Annotated in this window: 24 protein-coding genes; 16 read left to right on the top strand and 8 right to left on the bottom strand. The window is 67.1% G+C overall.

Annotated features, from left to right (window positions below; all coding sequences use genetic code 11):
* Nucleotides 1-7: 7 nt before the first annotated feature.
* Genes I8N54_RS05930 through I8N54_RS05920 form a run of 3 tightly spaced genes read right to left on the bottom strand, consistent with a single transcriptional unit; the run spans nt 8 to nt 2,554 of the window.
* Nucleotides 8-103: a DUF2474 family protein gene (locus tag I8N54_RS05930; RefSeq protein WP_140193439.1), complete on the bottom strand. Its 96-nt coding sequence runs from the start codon at nt 101-103 to the stop codon at nt 8-10.
* A complete protein-coding gene (gene cydB / locus I8N54_RS05925) occupies nt 103-1,113 on the bottom strand; it encodes a cytochrome d ubiquinol oxidase subunit II (RefSeq protein WP_140193440.1) in 1,011 nt (336 codons plus the stop codon). Before cydB ends, I8N54_RS05930 begins: the two co-directional genes overlap by 1 nt.
* Before the next feature lies 1 nt (nt 1,114).
* The gene (locus I8N54_RS05920; RefSeq protein ID WP_140193441.1) at nt 1,115-2,554 is read right to left on the bottom strand and encodes a cytochrome ubiquinol oxidase subunit I; all 1,440 of its coding nucleotides are present in this window, start codon (nt 2,552-2,554) and stop codon (nt 1,115-1,117) included.
* Nucleotides 2,555-2,816: 262 nt separating this feature from the next.
* On the opposite strand from I8N54_RS05920, the gene purF reads away from it, so the two are divergent.
* The 10 genes from purF to I8N54_RS05870 all read left to right on the top strand — a co-directional run bounded on the left by purF (nt 2,817) and on the right by I8N54_RS05870 (nt 12,425).
* The gene (gene purF, locus I8N54_RS05915; RefSeq protein WP_140193442.1) at nt 2,817-4,274 is read left to right on the top strand and encodes an amidophosphoribosyltransferase; all 1,458 of its coding nucleotides are present in this window, start codon (nt 2,817-2,819) and stop codon (nt 4,272-4,274) included.
* 223 nt (nt 4,275-4,497) lie between these two features.
* The gene (locus I8N54_RS05910) at nt 4,498-4,755 is read left to right on the top strand and encodes a pilus assembly protein PilP (RefSeq protein ID WP_140193443.1); all 258 of its coding nucleotides are present in this window, start codon (nt 4,498-4,500) and stop codon (nt 4,753-4,755) included.
* Between the two features lie 37 nt (nt 4,756-4,792).
* The gene (locus I8N54_RS05905; protein WP_140193444.1) at nt 4,793-5,350 is read left to right on the top strand and encodes a hypothetical protein; all 558 of its coding nucleotides are present in this window, start codon (nt 4,793-4,795) and stop codon (nt 5,348-5,350) included.
* 31 nt (nt 5,351-5,381) lie between these two features.
* Entirely contained in the window at nt 5,382-6,023 is a 642-nt protein-coding gene (locus I8N54_RS05900) for an SDR family NAD(P)-dependent oxidoreductase (RefSeq protein ID WP_140193445.1), read from the top strand.
* 85 nt (nt 6,024-6,108) lie between these two features.
* Nucleotides 6,109-6,894, top strand: a complete 786-nt coding sequence (gene surE, locus I8N54_RS05895; protein ID WP_140193446.1) for a 5'/3'-nucleotidase SurE — start codon at nt 6,109-6,111, stop codon at nt 6,892-6,894.
* The gene (locus I8N54_RS05890; protein WP_140193447.1) at nt 6,891-7,532 is read left to right on the top strand and encodes a protein-L-isoaspartate(D-aspartate) O-methyltransferase; all 642 of its coding nucleotides are present in this window, start codon (nt 6,891-6,893) and stop codon (nt 7,530-7,532) included. The genes surE and I8N54_RS05890 overlap by 4 nt, the downstream gene beginning before the upstream one ends.
* A gap of 84 nt (nt 7,533-7,616) precedes the next feature.
* The gene (locus tag I8N54_RS05885; RefSeq protein WP_140193448.1) at nt 7,617-8,816 is read left to right on the top strand and encodes a peptidoglycan DD-metalloendopeptidase family protein; all 1,200 of its coding nucleotides are present in this window, start codon (nt 7,617-7,619) and stop codon (nt 8,814-8,816) included.
* A 117-nt stretch (nt 8,817-8,933) separates the two neighbouring features.
* A complete protein-coding gene (locus tag I8N54_RS05880) occupies nt 8,934-9,605 on the top strand; it encodes an orotate phosphoribosyltransferase (RefSeq protein WP_140193449.1) in 672 nt (223 codons plus the stop codon).
* A 178-nt stretch (nt 9,606-9,783) separates the two neighbouring features.
* Nucleotides 9,784-11,289, top strand: coding sequence for a replicative DNA helicase (locus tag I8N54_RS05875; RefSeq protein WP_140193450.1), 1,506 nt, complete (start codon nt 9,784-9,786; stop codon nt 11,287-11,289).
* A 329-nt stretch (nt 11,290-11,618) separates the two neighbouring features.
* Entirely contained in the window at nt 11,619-12,425 is an 807-nt protein-coding gene (locus I8N54_RS05870; protein WP_140193451.1) for a DUF1194 domain-containing protein, read from the top strand.
* Nucleotides 12,426-12,435: 10 nt separating this feature from the next.
* Here I8N54_RS05870 and I8N54_RS05865 read toward each other — a convergent pair whose 3' ends face one another.
* Complete coding sequence (locus I8N54_RS05865) at nt 12,436-13,644, bottom strand: leucine-rich repeat domain-containing protein (protein WP_140193452.1); 1,209 nt, start codon at nt 13,642-13,644, stop codon at nt 12,436-12,438.
* A 139-nt stretch (nt 13,645-13,783) separates the two neighbouring features.
* Between I8N54_RS05865 and I8N54_RS05860 the strand changes: the two genes are divergently transcribed.
* Genes I8N54_RS05860 through I8N54_RS05850 form a run of 3 tightly spaced genes read left to right on the top strand, consistent with a single transcriptional unit; the run spans nt 13,784 to nt 16,336 of the window.
* The gene (locus tag I8N54_RS05860) at nt 13,784-15,106 is read left to right on the top strand and encodes a hypothetical protein (RefSeq protein ID WP_140193453.1); all 1,323 of its coding nucleotides are present in this window, start codon (nt 13,784-13,786) and stop codon (nt 15,104-15,106) included.
* The gene (locus tag I8N54_RS05855) at nt 15,103-15,504 is read left to right on the top strand and encodes an ACT domain-containing protein (protein WP_140193454.1); all 402 of its coding nucleotides are present in this window, start codon (nt 15,103-15,105) and stop codon (nt 15,502-15,504) included. The genes I8N54_RS05860 and I8N54_RS05855 overlap by 4 nt, the downstream gene beginning before the upstream one ends.
* Complete coding sequence (locus I8N54_RS05850; protein ID WP_140193455.1) at nt 15,497-16,336, top strand: COG3904 family protein; 840 nt, start codon at nt 15,497-15,499, stop codon at nt 16,334-16,336. Before I8N54_RS05855 ends, I8N54_RS05850 begins: the two co-directional genes overlap by 8 nt.
* On the opposite strand, the gene I8N54_RS05845 is transcribed toward I8N54_RS05850, so the two are convergent.
* Complete coding sequence (locus I8N54_RS05845; protein ID WP_140193456.1) at nt 16,240-16,722, bottom strand: response regulator; 483 nt, start codon at nt 16,720-16,722, stop codon at nt 16,240-16,242. The two genes, I8N54_RS05850 and I8N54_RS05845, sit on opposite strands and share 97 nt — an antisense overlap.
* A gap of 280 nt (nt 16,723-17,002) precedes the next feature.
* On the opposite strand from I8N54_RS05845, the gene alr reads away from it, so the two are divergent.
* Genes alr through I8N54_RS05830 form a run of 3 tightly spaced genes read left to right on the top strand, consistent with a single transcriptional unit; the run spans nt 17,003 to nt 19,556 of the window.
* Nucleotides 17,003-18,040, top strand: coding sequence for an alanine racemase (gene alr / locus I8N54_RS05840; RefSeq protein ID WP_140193457.1), 1,038 nt, complete (start codon nt 17,003-17,005; stop codon nt 18,038-18,040).
* A complete protein-coding gene (locus tag I8N54_RS05835) occupies nt 18,037-18,813 on the top strand; it encodes an MlaE family ABC transporter permease (RefSeq protein WP_140193458.1) in 777 nt (258 codons plus the stop codon). Before alr ends, I8N54_RS05835 begins: the two co-directional genes overlap by 4 nt.
* Complete coding sequence (locus tag I8N54_RS05830; protein WP_140193459.1) at nt 18,810-19,556, top strand: ABC transporter ATP-binding protein; 747 nt, start codon at nt 18,810-18,812, stop codon at nt 19,554-19,556. The genes I8N54_RS05835 and I8N54_RS05830 overlap by 4 nt, the downstream gene beginning before the upstream one ends.
* Before the next feature lie 85 nt (nt 19,557-19,641).
* On the opposite strand, the gene I8N54_RS05825 is transcribed toward I8N54_RS05830, so the two are convergent.
* Genes I8N54_RS05825 through tatB form a run of 3 tightly spaced genes read right to left on the bottom strand, consistent with a single transcriptional unit; the run spans nt 19,642 to nt 21,853 of the window.
* The gene (locus tag I8N54_RS05825; RefSeq protein WP_408635350.1) at nt 19,642-20,478 is read right to left on the bottom strand and encodes an ATP-binding protein; all 837 of its coding nucleotides are present in this window, start codon (nt 20,476-20,478) and stop codon (nt 19,642-19,644) included.
* Nucleotides 20,478-21,359, bottom strand: coding sequence for a twin-arginine translocase subunit TatC (gene tatC / locus I8N54_RS05820; protein WP_140193461.1), 882 nt, complete (start codon nt 21,357-21,359; stop codon nt 20,478-20,480). Before tatC ends, I8N54_RS05825 begins: the two co-directional genes overlap by 1 nt.
* Complete coding sequence (tatB, locus tag I8N54_RS05815) at nt 21,356-21,853, bottom strand: Sec-independent protein translocase protein TatB (RefSeq protein WP_140193462.1); 498 nt, start codon at nt 21,851-21,853, stop codon at nt 21,356-21,358. Before tatB ends, tatC begins: the two co-directional genes overlap by 4 nt.
* Between the last annotated feature and the right edge of the window lie 20 nt (nt 21,854-21,873).

Genomic DNA, 21,873 nt, shown 5'->3' with positions numbered 1-21,873 from the left:
CATCGCGTCACAGGATCATCAGCCGGATCCCGTAGGCGACGATCGTGAGCGTGCCGACTCCCGCGACCCAGAGCGCAACGAACCAGAGCAGCTTCTTGCCCATCAGTGGTAGCCCTCCTCCGGGTCGATCTTCCCGCGGAAGACCCAGTAGGCGTAGATCGTGTAGGCGAGGATGATCGGGATCAGGAACAGCGCCCCGACCAGCATGAAGATCTGGCTCTCCCTCGGGCTTGCCGCGTCCTGAAGCGAGACAGCGCCCGGCACGACGTCCGGCCACATCGAGATGCCGAGCCCGACGAAGCAAAGCAGGAACAGAAGCAGCGTCAGCAGGAACGGGAGCCAGTCGCGCCCTTCCATGAAGAGCGAGCGGGCGAGACCCAGGATCAGCGCTCCGACCAGCACGGGGACGATCGCCACCTCCAGGATGCCCGGCCAGGCGAGCCAACGCTCGAAATAGCCCTGCTCCAGGAACGGCGTCGCGGCGGAGACGAAGACGATCCCCATCACCGTCAGCACCGCGGCGCCCCGCGCCAGTTCACGTGCCCTGTGCTGGATATCGCCCTCGAGCTTCCAGTTCATCCAGCAGGCGCCGAGCAGCGCGTAGCCGAGCACGACCGACACGCCGGTGAGCAGCGTGAACCACGTCAGCCAGTCCCACCAGCCGCCGGCATAAGCGCGGCCATCGACCTCGATCCCCTGCAACACAGCGCCGAGCGTGATGCCCTGCGCCATCGCCGCGACAACCGAGCCCCCGATGAAGGCATAATCCCAGAGTCTCTGGCCGTAGCGGCTGGTCGCGCGCCAGCGGAACTCGAACGCGACACCCCGGAAGACGAGCGCCAGCAGCATGGCGAGGATCGGTGGATAGAGCGCGGGCAGGATGATGGCGTAGGCCAGCGGGAAGGCGGCGAACAAGCCGCCGCCGCCGAGGACGAGCCACGTCTCGTTGCCGTCCCAGACCGGGGCAACCGTGTTCATCATCAGGTCCCGGTCCTTCTTTTTGGGGAAGAACGGGTAGAGGATGCCGAGCCCAAGGTCGAAGCCGTCGAGCACCACGTAGGTGTAGACGGCGAAGGCGAGGATCAGCGCCCAGATCAGTGTCAGGTCGGTCATCTCAGTTCTCTCCCCCGTGCGGGCGCGGACCGCCCGTTTCCTGCACCTGCTGGTGCGGGTTAAGACCGGCGACCCGGACCGGACCGGCCTCGTCGCGCAGGCCCGTCTCGCCCGGTTCGGGCGGATGGTTCATCAGCCGCAGGATGTAGAAGACCCCTGCCCCGAAGACGAGGAAGTAGATCACCACGAAGGCGATGAGCGAGGCGCCCACGGCTTCCGCCCCGACGGGCGACAGGGCGTCAGCGGTCCGCAGCTGGCCATAGACGACCCACGGCTGGCGGCCGACCTCGGTCGTGAACCAGCCCGCGATCACCGCGACGAGGCCGGACGGGCCCATCACCAGTGCGGCCCGGTGCAGCCAGCGGGAGTCGTAGAGCCGACCGGTAAAGCGCGCGATCAGGCCCCAGATACCGATGCCGAGCATAAGCATCCCGATACCGACCATGATGCGGAACGCGAAGAACACGATCCCGACCGGCGGTTCGTCCTCCGCCGCGACGGTGTCGAGCCCGGCCATCGAGCCGTTCCACCCCTGGTCGAGGATCAGGCCGCCGACGCGGGGCACCTCGATGGTATAATGCATCTCTCCGGCGTCCTGGTCGGGCCAGCCGAACAGGACCAGCGGCACGCCGTCCTCATGGCTTTCGAAGTGGCCCTCCATCGCCATGATCTTCACCGGCTGATGTTCGAGCGTGTTGAGCCCGTGTTCGTGGCCGATGACGATCTGCAGCGGCGCGGTGACCGCGATCATCCACATCGCCATCGAGAACATGGTCTGTACGCCGAGGTTCGCGACCCGCCCCCGCAGCAGGTGCCACGCGGCGACGCCGCCGACGATGAAGGCCGTCGTCAGGTAGGCAGCGGTCAGCGTGTGGGCGAGCCGGTAGGGGAAGGACGGGTTGAAGATCACGTCCCACCAGCTTTCGGGGACGAACTGGCCGACCTCGTTCATGGTGAAGCCCTGCGGCGTCTGCATCCACGAGTTGACCGACAGGATCCATGTCGCCGAGACCGCGGTGCCCACCGCCACCATCGCTGTTGCGATCATGTGCAGCGTCGGCCCGACCCGCCCGCGGCCGAACAGCATGATGCCGAGGAAGCCGGCCTCGAGGAAGAAGGCCGTCAGCACTTCATAGGCCATCAGGGGACCAAGGACCGGCCCTGTCAGATCGGAGAAGACCGACCAGTTGGTGCCGAACTGGTAGGACATGACGATGCCAGAGACGACGCCCATCGCGAAGGCGATCGCGAAAATCTTCACCCAGTAACGCCACAGGCGCAGGTAGGCCTCGTCCTTTGTCCACAGATACATGCCGTTCAGGACGGCGAGGTAACTGGCCAAGCCGATCGAAATGGCCGGAAAGATGAAGTGGAACGCGACCGTGAAGGCGAACTGCACCCGTGCAAGAACCAGTGCTTCCAGCCCAAGGAAAGTGTCCATGATGTCCCCAACTACCCTTTCAAAACTGGTTAAAAGCATAGACCGGATCGCGCGTTCCGAAAGTGCAGTGCGCACTTCTGCCGCAGATGTCGCACCCCTGCCTCGCCCGGTGACGCACCTGACGGCATTCGAGGCAGGGCGTCCGCAGACTGACAGGTATGTTAAGACTATCTTGATAGTTTCGTGACACGCCGCTTCAGACCGCCTATGTGGGGCACATGCGAACCTTCGGGATTCGGAGCTGCTGCCCTTGCCCAAAAACATGCCACCCGCCCACCCCTTCGATGATGACAAGCTGAAGGAGGAGTGCGGGATCTTCGGCGTCATCGGCGTTGCCGATGCCGCGAACTTCGTCGCGCTTGGCCTGCACGCCCTCCAGCACCGCGGACAGGAGGCCGGCGGCATCGTGACGCACGAGCCCGAGGGTGGTTTCCACTCCGTCCGCCGCTTCGGCTACGTGCGCGACAATTTCACCGACCCCGAGACGATGGGCATGCTGCCCGGCTCCATCGGGATCGGCCACGTCCGCTACTCCACCGCCGGCAACAAGGGCCAGACTGCGATCCGCGACGTGCAGCCCTTCTTCGGCGAATTCGCCATGGGCGGGGCGGCGATCGCGCATAACGGCAACATCACCAACGCCAATGCACTCCGTCGCGAGCTGATCGAACGCGGCTCGATCTTCCAGAGCTCGTCGGACAGCGAATGCATCATTCACCTGATGGCGCGCTCTCTCCAGAAGTCGATTCCCGACCGGATGGAAGATGCGCTGCGCCGGGTCGAGGGCGCCTTCTCCGTCGTTGCGATGACCCGCACCAAGCTGATCGGCGTCCGCGACCCGCTCGGCGTGCGGCCGCTCGTCCTCGGCCGGGTTGGCGAGGGCTGGGCGCTGGCGTCCGAAACCTGTGCGCTCGACATCATCGGGGCCGAGTTCGTCCGCGAGATCGAGCCGGGCGAGATGGTCGTGATCACCGATAAGGGTGTCGAGAGCCAGCACCCCTTCCGCCCCAAGCGGTCGCGCTTCTGCATCTTCGAGCATGTCTATTTCAGCCGCCCCGACAGCATCCTCGGCGGCCGCTCCGTCTACGAAAGCCGCCGCCAGATCGGTGTCGAACTAGCGCGCGAGGCCCCGGTGGATGCCGACCTCGTCTGCCCGGTGCCCGACAGCGGCACTCCGGCGGCGATCGGCTACAGCCAGGAAAGCGGCATCCCCTACGCCATGGGGATCACCCGCAACCAGTACATGGGCCGCACCTTCATCGAGCCGACCGAGCAGATCCGGAACATGGGCGTGAGGCTGAAGCTCAACGTCAACCGCGCCCTGATCAAGGGCAAGCGGGTGATCCTCGTCGACGATTCCGTCGTGCGCGGCACCACCAGCCGGAAGATCAAGGAGATGATCCTCGACGCTGGCGCGAAGGAGGTCCACTTCCGCATCGCCTCCCCGCCGACGGCCTGGCCGTGCTTCTACGGTGTCGACACGCCGCAGCGGGAAAAGCTGCTCGCCGCCACGATGTCCGAGGACGAAATGCGCGAGCATCTGCAGGTCGACTCGCTGCGCTTCATCTCGCTCGACGGGTTGTACCGCGCCGTGGGTGAGGCCAACGGCCGCGACAATGCCAGCCCGCAATATTGCGACGCCTGCTTCTCCGGCGAATACCCGGTCGAGCCCGCCGACATGGTCGAACAGGGCTTCCAGATGAAGACTGCCGCCGAGTAGGCACTCACGAAATCGTTGAGGTTTCGTTGGCTGCATGGCGCCTTTTCGCGCCATGCAGGCCTTTTCGGAACTTCTTCGCCGGTCGACCCGTCCCCGCCGGCAGGATCGCGCTGCTCTGCAGCGAACGGGGTTTCGCATCCGTCTCCCCTGCCCCATATCCCGCCGGCTTCGCACAGAGCGCCCGCACAAGAGCGCCACCGCGAGACGGAAGGACGTACGGACCATGGAAGAACAGACCAACGAGACGGTCGCGTCGGCCGCGACCGACAGTGGCGCAATCGACACCCGCGACACAATCCTCGTCGGGCTCATCACGAGCGCCGACGGACCGCGCGCCATGCTGCGCTATCCCGAAGGCACGATCGATACCGTCGCGCCGGGCGATCTGACGCAAGCCGGCCGGGTGGTGGCCATCGACCAGGTGCAGGTCGTGCTCCAGGGGCAACGCGGGCAGAGAATCCTGACGATGCCGCGCGGCTGACCCAAACTCGCCACGCTTGCGCGGCACACGGGACAACATGAGCTTTCCACGCAATATCTTCGTTCTCAGCACCGGCCGCTGCGGCTCCACCACGCTGGCCCGCGCCTGTGGCCACCTGACGAGCCACACGTCCGCAAGCGCAAGCCGGACGCATCTCCTCGGTGATGCGCGTCTGGATTATGACGTCGATCACATCGAGATCGACAATCGCCTGTCGTGGCTCCTCGGCCGACTTGACGAGGAATGGGGCGACGACGCGGCCTACGTGCACCTGACCCGCATTCGGGAAGAGGTGGCGGCGAGCTTCGCCGCACGTAAGAATCCCGGCATCCTGCAGGCCTACCGGAACGGCATCCTGCTCGGCTCCGGCTGGCGGGCCGAACCGCCGGCCCGGACGGACGTCGCCCTCGATTACGTCGATACCGTCACCGCCAACATCCGCGCGTTCCTCAAGGACAAGACGCACGTGATGGCCATGAAGCTCGAGACGATGGAGCAGGACTTTCCGCGCTTCGTCGACTGGATCGGGGCGACCGGCGACATCGACGCCGGCCTGAAAGAGCTTGCCGAACGGCACAACGCCACCGCCTCTTGACCCCGTGCCGCCACCGCGCCAAGACGCGGCGATGACCAAGGTAGCCCTTATCACCGGAGCCTCGCGCGGGCTCGGCCACGCGCTCGCCGTGGCGCTCGCCCCCACGCATCATATCGTGGCCTGCGCCCGCACGACCGGCGCACTGGAAGAGCTCGACGACCTCGTCCGCGCCGCAGGCGGTGAGGCGACGCTCGCGCCGATGGACATCACGACGGACGCCGCGATGCAGCAGCTCTGCCGGTCGATCCACGACCGCTGGGGCCGGCTGTCGCTCTTCGTACACGCCGCGATCCACGCCGCGCCGCTGGCGCCAGCGCCGAACATCGGGCCGAAGGACTTCGCCAGCTCGGTCGACGTCAATATCGCCGCGACCCAGCGCCTCGTCAGTTATGTCGCGCCGCTGCTCGGCACCGACGGCCGCGCCGTGTTCTTCGACGATCCGCGTGGCGGCGAGGCGTTCTATGCCACCTACGGCGCCACCAAGGCCGCACAGATCGCGATCGCCCGCAGCTGGCAGGCCGAAACCGCGCGGACCGGCCCGCAGGTGAAGATCCTGACGCCGAACCCGATGCCGACCGCCATGCGCGCACGGTTCCACCCCGGCGAGGATCGCTCGCCGCTGGCCAGCCCCACGGACGAGGCCGCCCGGCTGCTGCCCGAAATCCTCGGCTGACGCTGCCGGACCTTAATGCCGCCCGCCGCCTTGCCGCCCGCGACCACCTCGCATAGGAAGGACAAAAGGCGACGACCGGGCAGCAATGCGCATCCTCATCACCAACGACGACGGCATCAACGCGCCGGGCCTCGCGGTTCTGCATGACATCGCGACCGAAGTCGCGGGTCCTGACGGCGAAGTCTGGACCGTCGCGCCGGCGTTCGAGCAATCGGGCGTGGCGCACTGCATCTCCTACGTTCACCCGACCATGATCGCCGAGATGGGCCCCCGCCGCTTCGCAGCCGAGGGCACGCCTGCCGACTGCGTCCTTGCCGGGCTCTATGACGTGCTCGACGGCACCCCGCCCGACCTCGTGCTCTCCGGCGTGAACCGGGGCAACAACGCCGCCGAGAACGCCGCCTATTCCGGCACCATCGGCGCGGCGATGGAGGCGGCCCTTCAGGACGTGCCCGCAATCGCTCTGTCGCAATACATGGGCCCGGGGAACGTGAAGCTCGACAACCCGTTCGAGGCCGCGGCGGCCCACGGTGTCGACATCGTCCGCCGGCTGATCGCCGACGCCCCGTGGGACAGCGGCAGTTACCGCCTGTTCTACAACGTGAACTTCCCACCGATCCCGGCCGCCGAGGTGTCCGGCTTCGAAGTCGCCCGCCAGGGCCAGCGCAAGAACGTCCGCCATTCGGTCGAGGCGCATGTCTCCCCCGGCGGTCGCCGGTTCCTCTGGGTGAAGAACGGCGACCAGCGCGCGCCCTGCGCGCCGGGGACGGACGCGAACGCCAACCTCGAGGGGCGGATCTCGGTCACCCCGATGCGGGCCGACTTCACCGCGTCCGAGATGCTGGACGCCGTCGGGGACGCGCTTTCGTGACCACCGAGGCCGAACGCAAGATGCAGTTCCTCTTCGCCCTGCGCTCGCGCGGGGTCACCGACGCCCGTGTGCTGCACGCGATGGAGCAGACGGACCGCTTGCGCTTCGTCACCGGCCTGTTCGCGGAACGCGCCTACGAGGACATGCCGCTGCCGATCTCCTGCGGCCAGACGATCAGCCAGCCCTCCGTCGTCGGCCTGATGACACAGGCGCTGAACGTGCAGCCCCGCGACAAGGTGCTCGAGGTCGGGACCGGTTCCGGCTACCAGGCCGCGATCCTCAGCCACCTCGCAAGGCGGGTCTACACCGTGGACCGGCACCGGCGGCTGGTGCGCGACGCCCAGGCGGTGTTCGACGAGCTCGGCCTGGTCAACATCACCTCGATGACCGCCGACGGCAGCCACGGCGTGCCCGAACAGGCCCCCTTCGACAAGATCATCGTCACGGCCGCCGCGGAGGACCCGCCGGGCCCCCTATTGGCGCAACTCCGTCCAGGCGGTATCATGGTGTTGCCCGTCGGCCAGTCCGACGCGGTACAGAGCCTGATCCGCGTGGAGCGGACCGACGAGGGCTACGAGTACGAGGAGCTTCGCGCCGTGCGGTTCGTGCCGCTCGTCGAGGGGCTCGGACAGGAATGAGTGCGGCGCCCCGGCAGGGCGTCGGTGACAGGCACAGCAGAACGTCCCGATCCAACGGGGCGCGGGACATTTGAGGACGAGAGAATGGCGACGAGAGCATTTCCAACCGCCGGCCGGCTGATCGCGGCATCGGGCCTCCTCGGGCTCGTGGCGGCCTGCAGCAACGGGCAGTTCGATCCGGACCTGCGCAACCTCGGCAACGGCTTCGACACCAGCGAGGCGGCGAGCGCCGACTACGCGGCGCGCCCGGCCGCGGACGAGCGCGGGGTCATCACCTATCCCAACACGCAGGTCGTTGTCGCCCGGCAGGGCGACACGGTGACCTCGGTCGCCGCCCGTCTCGGGCTCGAGGCGGAGAGCCTCGCCCGCTTCAACGGGGTCGAGCTGCAGGCGCCGCTGCGTGCCGGCGAAGTCCTCGCCCTGCCCGCGCGCGTCGACGCCGGCAACAGCCTGCAGGCGCCGGGCCAGGTCAACGTGACAGAGCTCGCCTCCGCCGCCATCGACCGTGCCGGCGGCGCGACCAGCAGCACGACGCAGGTGCGCCCGGCCGCCCCCGCCGGGGCGGAGCCGCTGCGCCACCAGGTCCAGCGGGGAGAGACGATCTACACGATCTCCCGGCTCTATAACGTGCCGGTCCGCGGCATCGCCGACTGGAACGGCCTCGGCGCCGACCTCGCCGTGCGCGAGGGCCAGCAACTCCTGATCCCGCAGGGCGGCGCCGCCGCGCCGGCCGAGCCCGCGACCGACGCCGTCGCGGTGACCACGATCCCCGGCGAGGGCAGCCCGACGCCGCTTCCGCCCTCCTCCAGCGCGCCACTGCCGGACGAGGACCCGATGCCGGTCACCTCGAACGACACGGCAGAGGCCGAAGACGCTCCCGCGCCGCCGCCGGCCCCCGACCTCGGCGAGCAGCGGACGACGGCGCCAAGCTCCGACGCGCCGCTGATCATGCCGGTCGATGGCTCCATCATCCGTGAATTCGCACGCGGCCGGAACGAGGGGATCGACATCCTGTCCTCCCCCGGTGCGCCGGTGCGGGCCGCCGCCGCCGGTACGGTCGCCGCGATCACGCAGGATACCGACGGGGCGTCGATCGTGGTGGTCCGTCACCCCGACAACCTGCTGACGGTCTACGTGAACCTGACCGACCTCGAAGTGCAGAAGGACCAGAGCGTCAGCCAGGGGCAGACGCTGGCCCGGATCCCGAATGGCGACCCGGCCTACCTGCATTTCGAGACCCGCGAAGGTCTGCAAAGCGTCGATCCGAATGGCTACCTGCCCTGATCCCCGATTTTTCGCCGAAAAATCGATATCGGAATTTCGTTGAGATTCCGTGAATCTGGACAGCGTCGGCGGAAAGTGGTCTGAGGCGGACCGACCTGCGCAACAAGGAGACGTGCGATGATCCCTTCCGGCTTTCCCGACAAGTCCGAAATCGCGCGACTCTCCGCCTCGATGCTGCTGGAGATCGGCGCGGTCCACTTCAACGCGACCGAGCCGTTCACCCACGCCAGCGGCAACAAGGCCCCGACCTACATCGACTGCCGCAAGCTGATCTCCTTCCCGCGAATCCGCGCCACGCTGATGGATTTCCTCGCGGTGACGATCATGCGCGAGGCGGGCTTCGAGGCGTTCGACAACATCGCCGGCGGCGAGACGGCGGGCATCCCTTTCGCGGCGTTCGTCGCAGAGCGGCTCGCCCTGCCGATGACCTACGTGCGCAAGAAGCCGAAGGGCTACGGCCGCAACGCCCGGATCGAGGGCGCGATGTCGGAGGGTCAGCGCGTGTTGCTGGTCGAGGACCTCACGACCGACGGCGGCAGCAAGCTCTCCTTCGTCGACGCGATCCGCGACACCGGCGCGACCTGTGGCGCGACGGCGGTGATCTTCTATTACGACATCTACCCCGAGACGACCGGGCGGCTCGCCGATCACGGCGTCCAGCTGATTCACCTCTGCACATGGTGGGACGTGCTGGCGGAGGCCCGTCGGCGCGACGCCTTCGACGACGCCACGCTCGACGCGGTGGAGGGGTACCTCAAGGCGCCCAGAGATTGGCAGCCGTCCGCCTGAGCGACGCTAGGTCAATTGCTTCGCGACACCGAGATGTTGACCGGCATCGCCTGTTGGCCGCATCATCTGGCCAATTCCGATCCGACACGAAGCTATGCACAGGATATCCAGATTGAAGGTGTCGCGAGCGATCGCGTAACACCTTCGGCAGGGAATCGAGCCAGAGTGGGACACCGGCATGAATGACATTACGCCGTTGCGCGCGGCGAAGGTGGACGAGTCCGTAAAGACCGACGAGGGCATGACGCTGCCTCACTCGATCGAGGCGGAACAGCAGCTTCTCGGCGCAATTCTGACGACGAACGATGTCTATGACCGCATCGCCATGGTGATCGGGCCGCAGCACTTCTACGACCCCGTCCATGCCGCGATCTTCGAGACCGCCGCCCAGCGGATCACCAAGAACGCGCTCGCGTCGCCGGTGACGCTCGCCTCCTACCTTGCCGACCACGAAGGGCTGAAGGAACTCGGTGGCGCGGCCTATCTCGCCCGGCTCGCCGGCTTCGCGATTTCGACCTACGCCGTCCGCGACTACGCGCAGATGATCTACGACCTCGCCATCCGGCGGGAGCTGATCTCGCTCGGTCACGATATCGCCGGACAGGCGGCCAGCGTCACGGTCGACAGCGAACCGCGCGACCAGATCGTCGCGGCGGAACAGAAGCTCTACAAGCTTGCCGAGCAGGGCCAGACCGAAAGCGGCTTCCAGTCGTTCCTGCGCGCCGTCACCGATGCGGTGGAAGTCGCCGCGACGGCCTACAAGCGCGACGGTGGGCTGGCCGGCATCTCGACCGGGCTCACCGACCTCGACAAGAAGCTCGGCGGCCTGCACAAGTCCGACCTTCTGATCCTCGCCGGCCGTCCCTCGATGGGGAAGACCTCGCTTGCCACCAACATCGCCTTCAACATCGCCAAGGCCTATCGCCGTGGCACCGACAGCGAGGGCCGCGACGTCGCCGTCGACGGCGGCGTGGTGGGCTTCTACTCGCTGGAGATGAGCGCCGAGCAGCTCGCCGCCCGCGTCCTTTCCGAAGCGTCCGAGGTCCCGTCCGAGCAGATCCGGCGCGGTAACATGACGGAGGGTGAATTCCGCCGCTTCGTCGAGGCCGCCAAGACGCTCGAGGCCTGCCCGCTTTACATCGACGACACGCCCGCCCTGCCGATCAGCCAACTCGCCGCACGTGCGCGGCGGCTGAAACGGACACACGGGCTCGACGTGCTGATGGTCGACTATCTCCAGCTCGTGCGTCCGGCTTCGGCCAAGGACAGCCGCGTGAACGAGGTGTCCGAGATCACCCAGGGCCTCAAGGCGATCGCCAAGGAGCTCGACATCCCCGTCATCGCCCTGTCCCAGCTCTCCCGTCAGGTCGAGAGCCGCGATGACAAGCGACCGCAGCTCTCCGACCTTCGCGAATCCGGCTCGATCGAGCAGGACGCGGACGTCGTGATGTTCGTGTTCCGTGAGGAATACTACAAGGAACGTGAAAAACCCGGCGACCACGAGATGGAGAAGATGGCCGCCTGGCAGGATGAGATGGAAAAGCTGCACGGACGGGCCGAAGTCATCATCGGCAAGCAGCGTCACGGGCCGATCGGCACCGTGGATCTGTCCTTCGAGGGCCGCTTCACCCGCTTCGGCAACCTGGTGAAGCCATGGCAGACCGGGGAGGACAGGGACTTCTAGGTCCGCGCCTGCCCCGATAACGATCTAACGGCAAGTAATACAACACTTTTTCCTCTGGAAAGGGTGTGGATAAGTGCGTGGGAAAAGCGCCGGCTCCGGGATGGTTTCCGCCGTCCCGGCGGCAACCCGGAACGCGCGTTCCCATCACCGCTGCCGCGCGCAGAGTCCCGCACCACCTGCCCCCCCCTTCCGCCGCAAGGCGTAGGGTGCGCGCTCGATGCGCACCCGGCGGCCGTCCCACCCACACCGGGGGTGCGCATCGAGCGCGCACCCTACGTTCACCACCTCGTCATTGGACAGACCGTGGCGCCGCTGTCGAAGCTGACCCCATGTCGCGCCCCTGGCTCCTGCTTCTCGTCTTTCTCGTCGCCCACCCTGCCGCGGCGCAGGACGGCCCCCGCCCTGTCGAGGTCGATGTCGAACTGCTGCTGATGGTCGACGTCTCCCGCTCCATGACGATCGAGGAACATCGTATCCAACGCGAAGGCTACGCCGCCGCCCTGACCAGCGAACAGGTGCTCGGCTCCATCGGTGAAGGCATGATCGGCCGCATTGCCCTGTCCTACGTCGAATGGGCCGGCGCGGGCGGAGAGCGCGTGGTCGTCGACTGGACAGAGATCGCATCCCCCGGCGACGCGACCGCGTTCGCCGAGGCCCTCCTGCTGAGCGATCCCTATGCGGTGTCGCGCACCTCGATCAGCTCCGCGTTGAGGTTCGGGGCGGACCATTTCGACAACAACGGCTTTCAGGGTCTGCGCCGGGTGATCGACATCTCGGGCGACGGCCCGAACAATTCCGGCGGCCCGGTGCTCGACGCGCGGCAGGCGACTCTGAACCGGGGCATCATCATCAACGGCCTGCCGATCATGGCCTTCAACGATGGCTATGACCGCTGGTCCGTCGACGACCTTGACGCCTACTATGCCGCCTGCGTGACAGGCGGTGCGGGGTCCTTCGTCATCGCGGTGCAGGACTGGCCCGACTTCGCCGAGGCGATCCGCCGCAAGCTTGTGCTGGAGATCGCGGGCACCCTGCCCGCACCGCAAGTGATACCGGCGCAGGCCGAGCGTTACGACTGCCTGATAGGTGAGAAGATCTGGGAGCGGAACCGCCCGGCCTGGGGCACCTTGCCCTGACCGGATGCCGTCAGCGGATCGTCACGCCGTTCGCCTCGAGCGCGGCGACATGCTCGGGATTGGCCTGCGTCGGCTCACCGAGGTAGACGCTCGACAGCTCCTCCAGCCCGGTCAACGCCGACAGGTCGGTCACCGCCGTCTCGCGCAGGTCGACGGAGCGCAGTTTCGGCAGCGACGCCAGAGCAGAGATGTCGGACACCCCGGTGCCGCGCAGGTAGATGTCCGTCAGCCAAACGTGGTCCGCCAGCGGACCGATGTCCGTTACCGGCGTGTTGTCCAGATAGATCCGCTCAAGCATCGGCATGTAGGCGACGCTCGCGATGTCGGCGACCTGGGTATCGCGCAGGTAGAGCGACCGCATCAGCCGCATTCCGGACAGAGGTGCGATATCGGACACCGGCGTCTCCGACAGGTCGAGCGAGCGGAGAGATGTCAGCGCGATCAGCGGTGTGAGATCGGTCACGGCGGTCGCCTGAGCACTGAGATATTCCAGGGCGCGCGTGTTGGAGAGCGGAGCGAGGTCGCTGACCCCGGTCCGGTCGATATAGAGCGTCCGCAGCCCTTGGAGCCCGGTCAGGGGCGCCAGGTCCGCGATGAGCGCCCGCCGCAGGAAAATCGTGTTCAGGGCCGGCAATTCGGCCAACAGTCCGAAATCGCCGACCCGGCTGTTGTCGAGGTCGAGCCGACGCAGCGCCTTCATTCCCGCCAGCGGCGCAAGATCGGTGACATCGGTGTCCGCAAGGCCCAGGTACTCCATCCCCACAAGGCCGGAGATCGCCGAGAGGTCGCTCACCCGCGCGCTGCGAAGTTCGAGCTCGACAAGCGCCGGAAGGTTGCCGACCGGGCCGAGGTCTGCGGGCGCGGTGTCCCCGAGGTCGAGGTCGCGCAGCGCCGTCAGGCCGGTGAGGATCGACAGGTTGGTGACCGGCGTGCTGCCGAGGTCGAGCTCTTCCAGCCAGCTCATCTTGTTCAGCAGCGACAGGTCCGTCACGGGCGACCGGGACAGGCGCAAGCCGCTGATGCCGGGGGCGGACAGGACTTCGTTCGGGATCGCCGTCAGCCCGGTGATGTTGTCGAGCGAAAGCGTCGAGCAGCGCCGCTCGATGCACTCGGCGATCTCGGCGGCGACTTCCTCGTCAGCCGTCTGCGCGGCCAGCGGACCGGCCAGCGGCGCCAGCAAGGTGGCAAGCGACAGCGCGATGCGAACTTTGTTCCTCATCAATTCTTCTCCGCGAAATAAAATTAGTAAAACGTATCGGTTTGAGCCATGATCGTGCGATCACCTCACTGTAAAGTCAAACCTGATTGGCGTCAGGGCTGGTTAATCATACCTTCGGTCCGACCTGGAGGGTTCGTACATGGAAGATGAAAGCCGGCTCAGCCGCACCGAAGCGCGCGGCGTGCGCTATTCGCGCGAGCTGGAGGGCCACCTGACGTGGCTCGACAGCTTCACCGGCGCGGCGCTTGGCGTGCTCGCCGTGGCGTCGGGCATCTATACCTACCTCGGGGTGTCATCGCTGCTCGACGACACCGGCGCGCTCTCCTTCTTCGCGGCGATGGCCTACTCGGTGGCCGTCTCCGTCGGCATCTTCGTTTTCTGGTCCTACCTGATGCGCCTGCTGCCCGCCGTGCGCACCGCCGGTGCGCGGATTGGGCTGTTCCTGTCGATGATCGCCGGCAGCCTTGCGATCATCGCGATGTCGTCGTGGCTCAACGCTGCCGCGCTCGCCGGGTCGGCGGCGGTCGAGCAGCACATGGCGACGACCGTGCAGAACTACCAGGGCGCGCTCGAGCAGGCGAACGCCATCGCGGTGGCGAGCCAGGGCCTCGAGAGGGACGTGGCGCGGGTGCGCCAGTCGTTCGAGGACCTGTCCCAGCAGGAAGCGACCGGACAATTGTCCGGGTTCGCCGGTGAGGGCGCCGTCTTCCGCCTGCTTCGCCAGAAGTCGGACGAGCTGAACGCACTGGAATCCCAGATCGCCAGCCAGCAGCCGTTGCTGGACGAGGCATTCTCACGCGGGAACGCCATTCTCAGCCGGATGCGCGCCCTGACGGTGGAGCCGGGCGCGGTCGATCCCCGCTCAGTCCAGTTCTCCGAAGAGGCGGTGCAACTCGCCAACGAGATCACCCGGTTGCGCCAACTCTCCGTCGCGCCGCTGGTGATCCGGGCGGCGAACGATCTGCAACGCTCGGTCGTGCTGCCCGAACTCGACGGATCGACCGCCGAGACGCGGCAGAACCAGTCAGCGACGATGAATTCCGTCCTCACCGTGCTCGGCCAGCGGGCCGATACGCTGCGGCAGGCAGCGGAGGCGGTCGTTGCCATGCCGCCGCCGTCGGACACGACCTACACCCCGATCTCCACCGCCGACGCGGTGATCCGCTACGCCAACAACTTCGTCCCATCGTGGGCCGGGGCGATCGCGATCGACCTTCTGCCGGCGGTTCTCGTCTTCATCGTGGCCATCACGCAGAGCGCGATCCGCTCGGGCCGCGAACGGGCGGCAACCGAAGACCTGATGACGCTGGCGGAGCTGCGCGCCGCCGTGCGGGCCCTGCGCGAAGTGGAAAGCGGCCTCGACCGGCCCGCGAAGTCCGAGACGCCGCCGACGAAGGAGGCCGACGAGTCCGCGCCCCGCCGAAACCTTTCCGCTGTCGATACCGGACGCCCTGCCGAATGACTGATCTGCCGAAGTTCTCCCTGATCCCGCAACCCGGCGACTACGCCATCAGCAAGCTGCCCGCCGGCAGCGCCCTGCCCGAGTGGGTCGGCGGCGATGGTCTTGTCAGCGTCACCATCGCCGAGGACGAGCTGTCGATCGTCTGTCTCTCCGACCGGGTCCCAGAGACGACGGAGGCCGAGCGCGGCTGGCGCGCCCTGAAGGTCGAGACGACGGCCGATCTCGACGAACCCGGGGTGATCCTGTCCGCCGTCCAGCCGGTGGCGGAAGCGGAGCTCGGCGTTTTCGTGATATCGACATACCTGCGGGACTACTTGCTGGTGCGTGCCGATGAGCAGGACGTCGCCTTCCGCGCGTTGATCGAGGCCGGCCACCGGATCGACGCCGCGAATGGCTGATGCGACGCAGGACCCACCGAAGACGTCAGGCCCCGGCCGCCAGGTGAAGCGCACGATCATGTGGATCCTGTGGGTCCAGGTCGGGCTTGCCACGGTGCTGTTCGGCTCCGACTTCCTGCGCATCCTGCCCGAGCTCACCATGCCGTCCTCCGCGCCGGAGATCGACGAGCCGCTGCGCCCCGGCGATCAGACCCGCCGCTATCGTCCGGCGGATCTGGAATTGCGCACCGCGCGTCCCGGCAGCCGCCCGATCCCGGTGACCGAGGACATGCCCTCGCGCCTGTTGATGGAAAGCACCACGTGGGAGACGCGGCCGACCCTGACCCTGACAGGCCGGATCGAGGCCGGCGATGCCGAGCGCCTGTCCAGCTTCCTCACGGAGGCGACCACGCAGCCGGAACTCGTCTACCTGAACTCCCCCGGCGGTTCGGTCAGCGACGCGCTCGCCATCGGGAGGCAGTTGCGCGGCCTGGAGGTCGAGACGCGAATGACGGAATCCGACATCTGCATGTCGGCCTGCCCCTACATCCTCGCCTCCGGCACCGTGCGCGAGGTCGAAGAGGGCGCGATGGTGGGCGTCCACCAGCATTTCTTCGGGGAGAACACCGCCCTGCCCGCCTTCCTCGCGGTGGAGGATATTCAGCGCGGACAGGGCGCGGTGATGGAATATCTCGACGAGATGGGGATCGACCCGATGCTGATGCAGCCCGCGCTCATCACCCCGCCGGGCGAGATCTACCTGTTGACGCAGGCGGAGCTGGAATCGTACCGGCTCATCACGACGTCCGCGGACGAGGACGACGGTAACTCTACCGAAGAGGAACCGCAGTAGCCCGGACGCAGGTCCGCCACGACCCCGAGCAGCGCCTGATGGAGCCGCTCCGGCTGGTAGGGTTTCGGCACGTAGGGCCCGGAAAAGCCGTGCCGACGCACGTCGCTTTCCTCAAGCCCCGTCACGACCACGTAGGGCGTGCCCTGACGGTGCAGACGCTCCGCCACGGGCTGCGCACTGCGCCCCGCCAGCGTGAGATCGAGGATGACTGCGTCGAGCGCGGTGCCCGCGCCGGCGATATGTTCAAGCGCCCGCTCGACATGGCTCGCCACACCGATCACGCGGTGGCCAAGCTCTTCGAGCGTTGCTTCGAGGTCCATGGAGACAAGCGTCTCGTCTTCCACGACGATCAGGTTCAGGCCCGAGGAGCCATATCCGTGGGTCACGCTGATTTCCTCCCCTTGGGTTCGGAGGCTTTGACGTCTCCTTGTGTCCCCTACTTAGGGTCCTGTTCACATGATGCGACAGGTCGGTGAAAAATCAGTAACAGATTTGACGTAGGCCGGCGCAAATTCGCCCGCCGCAATGCGGCATTGCCGTTGCGCTGCAAGGCGCGGACGCTCCCTGCGTTCGCGATGCGGTGCAGCATCACGCTTGTGCGAGCGCTTGGTGTCGCGAGGGCCGGCAAATGCTTGACCCTGACGCGCACCCTGTCAAAACGCGGTCATGGGCACCGGGCATCTTACAATCGACCTCGACGCGCTGGTCGCGAATTACAAGGCGCTCGCCGGGATGGGCAGCGCCGAAGCGGCCGCGGTCGTGAAGGCCGATGGCTATGGCACCGGGGTCTCGAAGACGGGGCGCGCCCTGATGAACGCCGGCGCGCGCCGGTTCTTCGTCGCCGTGGCCGAAGAGGGCGCCGCGCTCCGGCAGGCGCTTGGCCCGAACGCCGACATCTGCGTCTTCGGCGGTCACATGGCGGGCGACACCGACATGATCTCCGACCTCGGTCTCGTGCCCATGCTCAACTCGCTCGACCAGGTGCTGCGTCACTTCGAGGCGCTGCCCGGACATCCGTTCGGTATCCAGCTCGACACCGGGATGAACCGGCTGGGGATGGAGTTCTCCGACTGGGCGGCGGTCGCCGACATCGCGCTGGCGCAGAAGCCGGTCCTGCTGATGAGCCACCTCGCCTGCGCGGATGAGCCCGATCACCCGATGAACGCCCATCAGCTCGAGGAATTCCGCCGGATGACCGACGGCACCGGCGTGCCGCGCTCGCTCGCCGCGACGGGGGGCATCCTGCTCGGCCCTGACTACCATTTCGACATGACACGGCCCGGTATCGGCCTTTACGGCGGCCAGCCCTTCAACGAGGCGCGGACGGTGGTGCAGCTCGACCTGCCGGTGATCCAGACCCGCAGCCTCGAGCCGGGCGAGACGGTGGGCTACGGCAACACCTGGACGGCGGAGCGGCCGACGACCATCGCCACCGTCAGCGGCGGCTATGCTGACGGCATCACCCGTCACCTGTCGCACAAGGGCGCGCTCTGGCATGGCGATATCCCCTGCCCGATCCGTGGCCGCGTCTCGATGGACCTGATCGGCGTCGACATCACAGACCTGCCCGAGGAGCCGAAGGCGCTGTCGCTGCTGAACGAACACCAGGGCGTCGACGATATCGCCGGGCAGACCGGCACCATCGGCTACGAGATCCTCACACAGCTCGGCCTGCGCTACAGCCGGCGGTACGCGGGCGCATGATGCACCTCCTCGCCCGGATCGGCGCGGCGGCGCTCGGACTGCTCGCCGGGATCGGGCGCGCCTCTCTCTTCGTCTTCTCGATGCTGTCGCACCTTGTCCGGCCGCCGTTCTACATCCGCGAGTTCGGCGCAGCGATCATGTCGGTCGGCTGGCAGACCCTGCCCGTCGTGGGTCTGACCGCGCTCTTCACCGGCGGCGCGCTGGCGCTGCAGATCTACGCCGGCGGCTCGCGCTTCGAGGCGGAGGCGCTGGTGCCCCAGATCGTCGCCGTCGGTATGGTGCGCGAGCTCGGGCCGGTCCTCGTCGGGCTGATGGTCGCGGCGCGGGTCACCTCCTCCATCGCCGCCGAGATCGCGACGATGAAGGTGACCGAGCAGCTCGACGCGCTCGTCACGCTGTCGACCAACCCGATGAAATACCTCACCGTGCCCCGCGTGCTCGCCGCCGCGCTGACCGTGCCGGTGCTGGTCGGAGTCGGCGACGTGATCGGCATCCTCGGCGGCTACCTCGTCGCGATCTGGCGGCTCGACTTCAACGCGGCGAACTACCTGCAGAACACGGTGAATTTCCTCGAGGCGCTCGACGTCGTCTCCTCGCTCGCCAAGGGGGCTGTCTTCGGCACGCTTGCCGGGCTGACAGGGTGCTACTTCGGGATGCACTCGGCCCGTGGCGCGCAGGGCGTGGGCCGCGCGACGAAAAGCGCCGTGGTCGCGGCCTCGGTCCTGATCCTTGCCGCGAACTTCCTGCTGACGGAGGCGTTCTTCTCCGCATGATCGAGCTTTCCGGCGTCACCAAGAGCTTCGGCTCCAACCATGTCCTGCGGGGCATCGACCTGTCCGTCGCGAAGGGCGAGAGCCTCGTCGTGATCGGCGGCTCGGGCACCGGCAAGTCGGTGATCCTGAAGTGCATCCTCGGCCTGCTGACGCTGGACGGGGGGACGATCAGGGTCGACGGCACGGCGATGACGCATCGGACGCGCGAGGCGATGCTGGCCCGTTTCGGCATGTTGTTCCAGGGCGCCGCGCTGTTCGATTCCCTGCCCGTCTGGCAGAACGTCGCGTTCCGCCTGATGCGGGGCGAGGCGAAGCGCCCCAGGGCCGAGGCGCGCGATATCGCGATCGAGAAGCTGCGCCGCGTCGGACTGGGGCCGGAGGTGGCCGACCGGCTGCCGGCGGAACTGTCGGGCGGCATGCAGAAGCGCGTCGGCCTCGCCCGGGCCATCGCCGCAGAGCCCGACATCATCTTCTTCGACGAGCCGACGACGGGGCTGGACCCGATCATGGCGGGCGTCATCAACGACCTGATCCGTGAAATCGTGACCGAGATGGGCGCGACGGCGGTGACCATCACGCATGACATGAGTTCCGTCCGCGCCATCGCCGACCGCGTCGCGATGCTCCACGGTGGCAAGATACGCTGGTCGGGGCCGGTGTCGGAGATGGACGGCGCGGCGGACCCTTACGTCGATCAGTTCATCCACGGACGCGCCGAGGGACCGATCGAGACGATCCGCTGAGGTGTCAGGTCCGGGAGGGGGGCGCTGCCCCCGTCGCCTGCGGCGACTCCCCCGGAGGTATTTCCGGCCAGATGAGAGAGCCGCCTCAGGAGAGGTGAACGCCCTTCCGACCCGCGAGATCGGTGAAGAACTGCCAGGCGACCCGGCCCGAGCGGCCGCCGCGCGTGGCCTGCCACTCGATCGCCTCGGCGCGGAGCTCCTCGTCGGAGATCGCGACGCCGTAGGCGTCGCAATATCCGCGGATCATCGCGAGGTAGGCGTCCTGGTCGCAGGGGTGGAAGCCGAGCCAGAGGCCGAAGCGGTCGGAGAGCGAGACCTTCTCCTCGACCGATTCCGAAGGGTTGATCGCCGAGGAGCGCTCGTTCTCGATCATGTCGCGCGGCATCAGGTGGCGCCGGTTGGACGTGGCATAGAGCACCACGTTGTCCGGACGCCCCTCGATCCCGCCGTCGAGCACCGCCTTCAGCGACTTGTAATGCGCATCGTCGTTGGTGAAGGAGAGGTCGTCGCAGAACAGGATGAACCGTTCGTCGCGATTGCGCAGCATGGCGAGGCAACGCCCGATCGACGGAAGGTCCTCGCGCTGGACTTCCACGATCTTGAGGCCGGGATGCTCGGTGTGAAGTTTGCCGTGAATCGCCTTGACGAGGCTCGACTTTCCCATCCCCCGTGCGCCCCAGAGCAGGGCGTTGTTCGCCGGCAGGCCGCGCGCGAAGCGCTCCGTGTTGGCCATCAGCGTGTCTCGGGAGCGATCGATCCCGACCAGCAGGTCGACATCGACCCGATTGACCCGGCTGACGGGGGTGAGCCGGTCAGGCTCGGTCATCCAGACGAAGGCGGACGCGGTGAATTCCGGCGCCGGGTGAGGCGGCGGCGCCAGTCGCTCCAGCGCGGCCGCGATCCTCTCGAGCGGATCCTTCATCACCTGGTGCCGTCCTCGTCGTCGTCCTCGAACTGGTCGTAGAGGCCTTCGTTCTCACCCAGCACACCCTCGGCGCGGAGCTGTTCCTCGCGCTTCTTCTCGACGCGCTTCACCAGCTGGATCGAGATCTCGTAGAGGCCGTAGACCACGACGAACAGGATGATCTGCGTGATGACGTCGGGCGGTGTCACGACGGCGGCGAGCACGAGGATGCCGACGACGGCATACTTGCGCACCGCTCGAAGGCCCATCGAGGTGACGAGGCCGGCCTTGCCCATCAGCGTCAGCAGGACCGGCAGCTGGAAACAGAGACCGAAGGCCACGATGAATTTCACCGTAAGGTTCAGATATTCCTGCGCCGAGCCCTGGAAGACAACTGACAGCCCGTCTCCGACCCCGTCGGCCGGCACGGCGGTGCCGTCGTTGCCGAACTGCTGGAAGCCGAGGAAGAAGTCGTAGGCGAGCGGCGTCACCACGTAGAAGGCGAAAGACGCGCCGAGCAGGAACATGAAGGGCGATGCCACGAGGAACGGCAGGAACGCACCCTTTTCCGACCGGTAGAGCCCCGGCGCAACAAACCGCCACATCTGCGAGGCGATGTAGGGAAACGACAGGATAAGCCCGCCGAGCAGCGACACCTTCACCGCGACGAAGAAACCTTCCTGCGGCGAGATGAAGATCAGGTCGCAATCCTGACCGCGTGTCGCGAGCACTTCGCACAGCGGGTTGGTCAGGAAGTTGAAGATCGGCGTGGCGACCGCGAAGCAGATGCACATGCCGATGATGAAGGCGACGACCGAGTGGATCAGCCGCGTGCGCAGCTCGCGCAGATGTTCGATAAGCGGCGCCGACGAATCGTCGAGCTGGTCGGCGTGGGTCATGTGCGGTCGGCCTTCGGTTCAGCGGCGACGGGCGCGGGTTCGGGATCGGGCTCGTGGTCGAACAGCTCCGGGTCCGGCTCGTGATCGACATGGGCCGGCACGTCCGCCTCGACCGCCGGCGGCGCGGAGGCGGCGGCTTCGGCAGCCTTGCGCGCCTCGGCCTTCTCGGCGGCGATCTTGGAGAACTTCTCCTTCGACGCCTTGCGCTCCTCGGAGAGCTTCGTCGTCTCGGGTCCGAGCCCCGTCGCCTTCTTCAGCTGGTCCGTGCCGAACTTCGACGGGTTCGCCGCGGCGCGGATCGTCTTGTTGATTTCGTTCACGCCGGACTGATCGGCGGCGTCGTTCATCGCCTTGGAGAACTCGCGCGCCATGGCGCGAGCCTTGCCGGTGAACTTGCCGACCTGGCGAAACATCTGCGGCAGGTCTTCGGGACCGACGACGATCAGCGCCACGATCCCGATGACCATCATCTCGGTCCAGCCGAGTCCGAACATTGCGTTACCTCAGGGAAAAG

The organism is Pelagovum pacificum, from assembly GCF_016134045.1.
GTDB lineage: Bacteria > Pseudomonadota > Alphaproteobacteria > Rhodobacterales > Rhodobacteraceae > Oceanicola > Oceanicola pacificus_A.
Note: the sequence above shows the minus strand (reverse complement) of the source record. Positions and strands in the feature narration are given on the sequence as shown.

Excerpts from the sequence above, each read along its gene's own strand:
- I8N54_RS05855 (WP_140193454.1), top strand. The coding sequence starts at position 15,103 with ATGACTGATCTGCCGAAGTTCTCCCTGATCCCGCAACCCGGCGACTAC.
- I8N54_RS05830 (WP_140193459.1), top strand. The coding sequence starts at position 18,810 with ATGATCGAGCTTTCCGGCGTCACCAAGAGCTTCGGCTCCAACCATGTC.
- I8N54_RS05930 (WP_140193439.1), bottom strand. The coding sequence starts at position 103 with ATGGGCAAGAAGCTGCTCTGGTTCGTTGCGCTCTGGGTCGCGGGAGTC.
- cydB (WP_140193440.1), bottom strand. The coding sequence starts at position 1,113 with ATGACCGACCTGACACTGATCTGGGCGCTGATCCTCGCCTTCGCCGTC.
- I8N54_RS05880 (WP_140193449.1), top strand. The coding sequence starts at position 8,934 with ATGATCCCTTCCGGCTTTCCCGACAAGTCCGAAATCGCGCGACTCTCC.
- I8N54_RS05920 (WP_140193441.1), bottom strand. The coding sequence starts at position 2,554 with ATGGACACTTTCCTTGGGCTGGAAGCACTGGTTCTTGCACGGGTGCAG.
- I8N54_RS05870 (WP_140193451.1), top strand. The coding sequence starts at position 11,619 with ATGTCGCGCCCCTGGCTCCTGCTTCTCGTCTTTCTCGTCGCCCACCCT.
- I8N54_RS05900 (WP_140193445.1), top strand. The coding sequence starts at position 5,382 with ATGACCAAGGTAGCCCTTATCACCGGAGCCTCGCGCGGGCTCGGCCAC.
- purF (WP_140193442.1), top strand. The coding sequence starts at position 2,817 with ATGCCACCCGCCCACCCCTTCGATGATGACAAGCTGAAGGAGGAGTGC.
- tatC (WP_140193461.1), bottom strand. The coding sequence starts at position 21,359 with ATGACCCACGCCGACCAGCTCGACGATTCGTCGGCGCCGCTTATCGAA.
- I8N54_RS05905 (WP_140193444.1), top strand. The coding sequence starts at position 4,793 with ATGAGCTTTCCACGCAATATCTTCGTTCTCAGCACCGGCCGCTGCGGC.
- I8N54_RS05910 (WP_140193443.1), top strand. The coding sequence starts at position 4,498 with ATGGAAGAACAGACCAACGAGACGGTCGCGTCGGCCGCGACCGACAGT.
- I8N54_RS05835 (WP_140193458.1), top strand. The coding sequence starts at position 18,037 with ATGATGCACCTCCTCGCCCGGATCGGCGCGGCGGCGCTCGGACTGCTC.
- surE (WP_140193446.1), top strand. The coding sequence starts at position 6,109 with ATGCGCATCCTCATCACCAACGACGACGGCATCAACGCGCCGGGCCTC.
- I8N54_RS05825 (WP_408635350.1), bottom strand. The coding sequence starts at position 20,478 with ATGAAGGATCCGCTCGAGAGGATCGCGGCCGCGCTGGAGCGACTGGCG.
- I8N54_RS05850 (WP_140193455.1), top strand. The coding sequence starts at position 15,497 with ATGGCTGATGCGACGCAGGACCCACCGAAGACGTCAGGCCCCGGCCGC.
- I8N54_RS05860 (WP_140193453.1), top strand. The coding sequence starts at position 13,784 with ATGGAAGATGAAAGCCGGCTCAGCCGCACCGAAGCGCGCGGCGTGCGC.
- I8N54_RS05875 (WP_140193450.1), top strand. The coding sequence starts at position 9,784 with ATGAATGACATTACGCCGTTGCGCGCGGCGAAGGTGGACGAGTCCGTA.
- I8N54_RS05885 (WP_140193448.1), top strand. The coding sequence starts at position 7,617 with ATGGCGACGAGAGCATTTCCAACCGCCGGCCGGCTGATCGCGGCATCG.
- tatB (WP_140193462.1), bottom strand. The coding sequence starts at position 21,853 with ATGTTCGGACTCGGCTGGACCGAGATGATGGTCATCGGGATCGTGGCG.
- I8N54_RS05865 (WP_140193452.1), bottom strand. The coding sequence starts at position 13,644 with ATGAGGAACAAAGTTCGCATCGCGCTGTCGCTTGCCACCTTGCTGGCG.
- alr (WP_140193457.1), top strand. The coding sequence starts at position 17,003 with ATGGGCACCGGGCATCTTACAATCGACCTCGACGCGCTGGTCGCGAAT.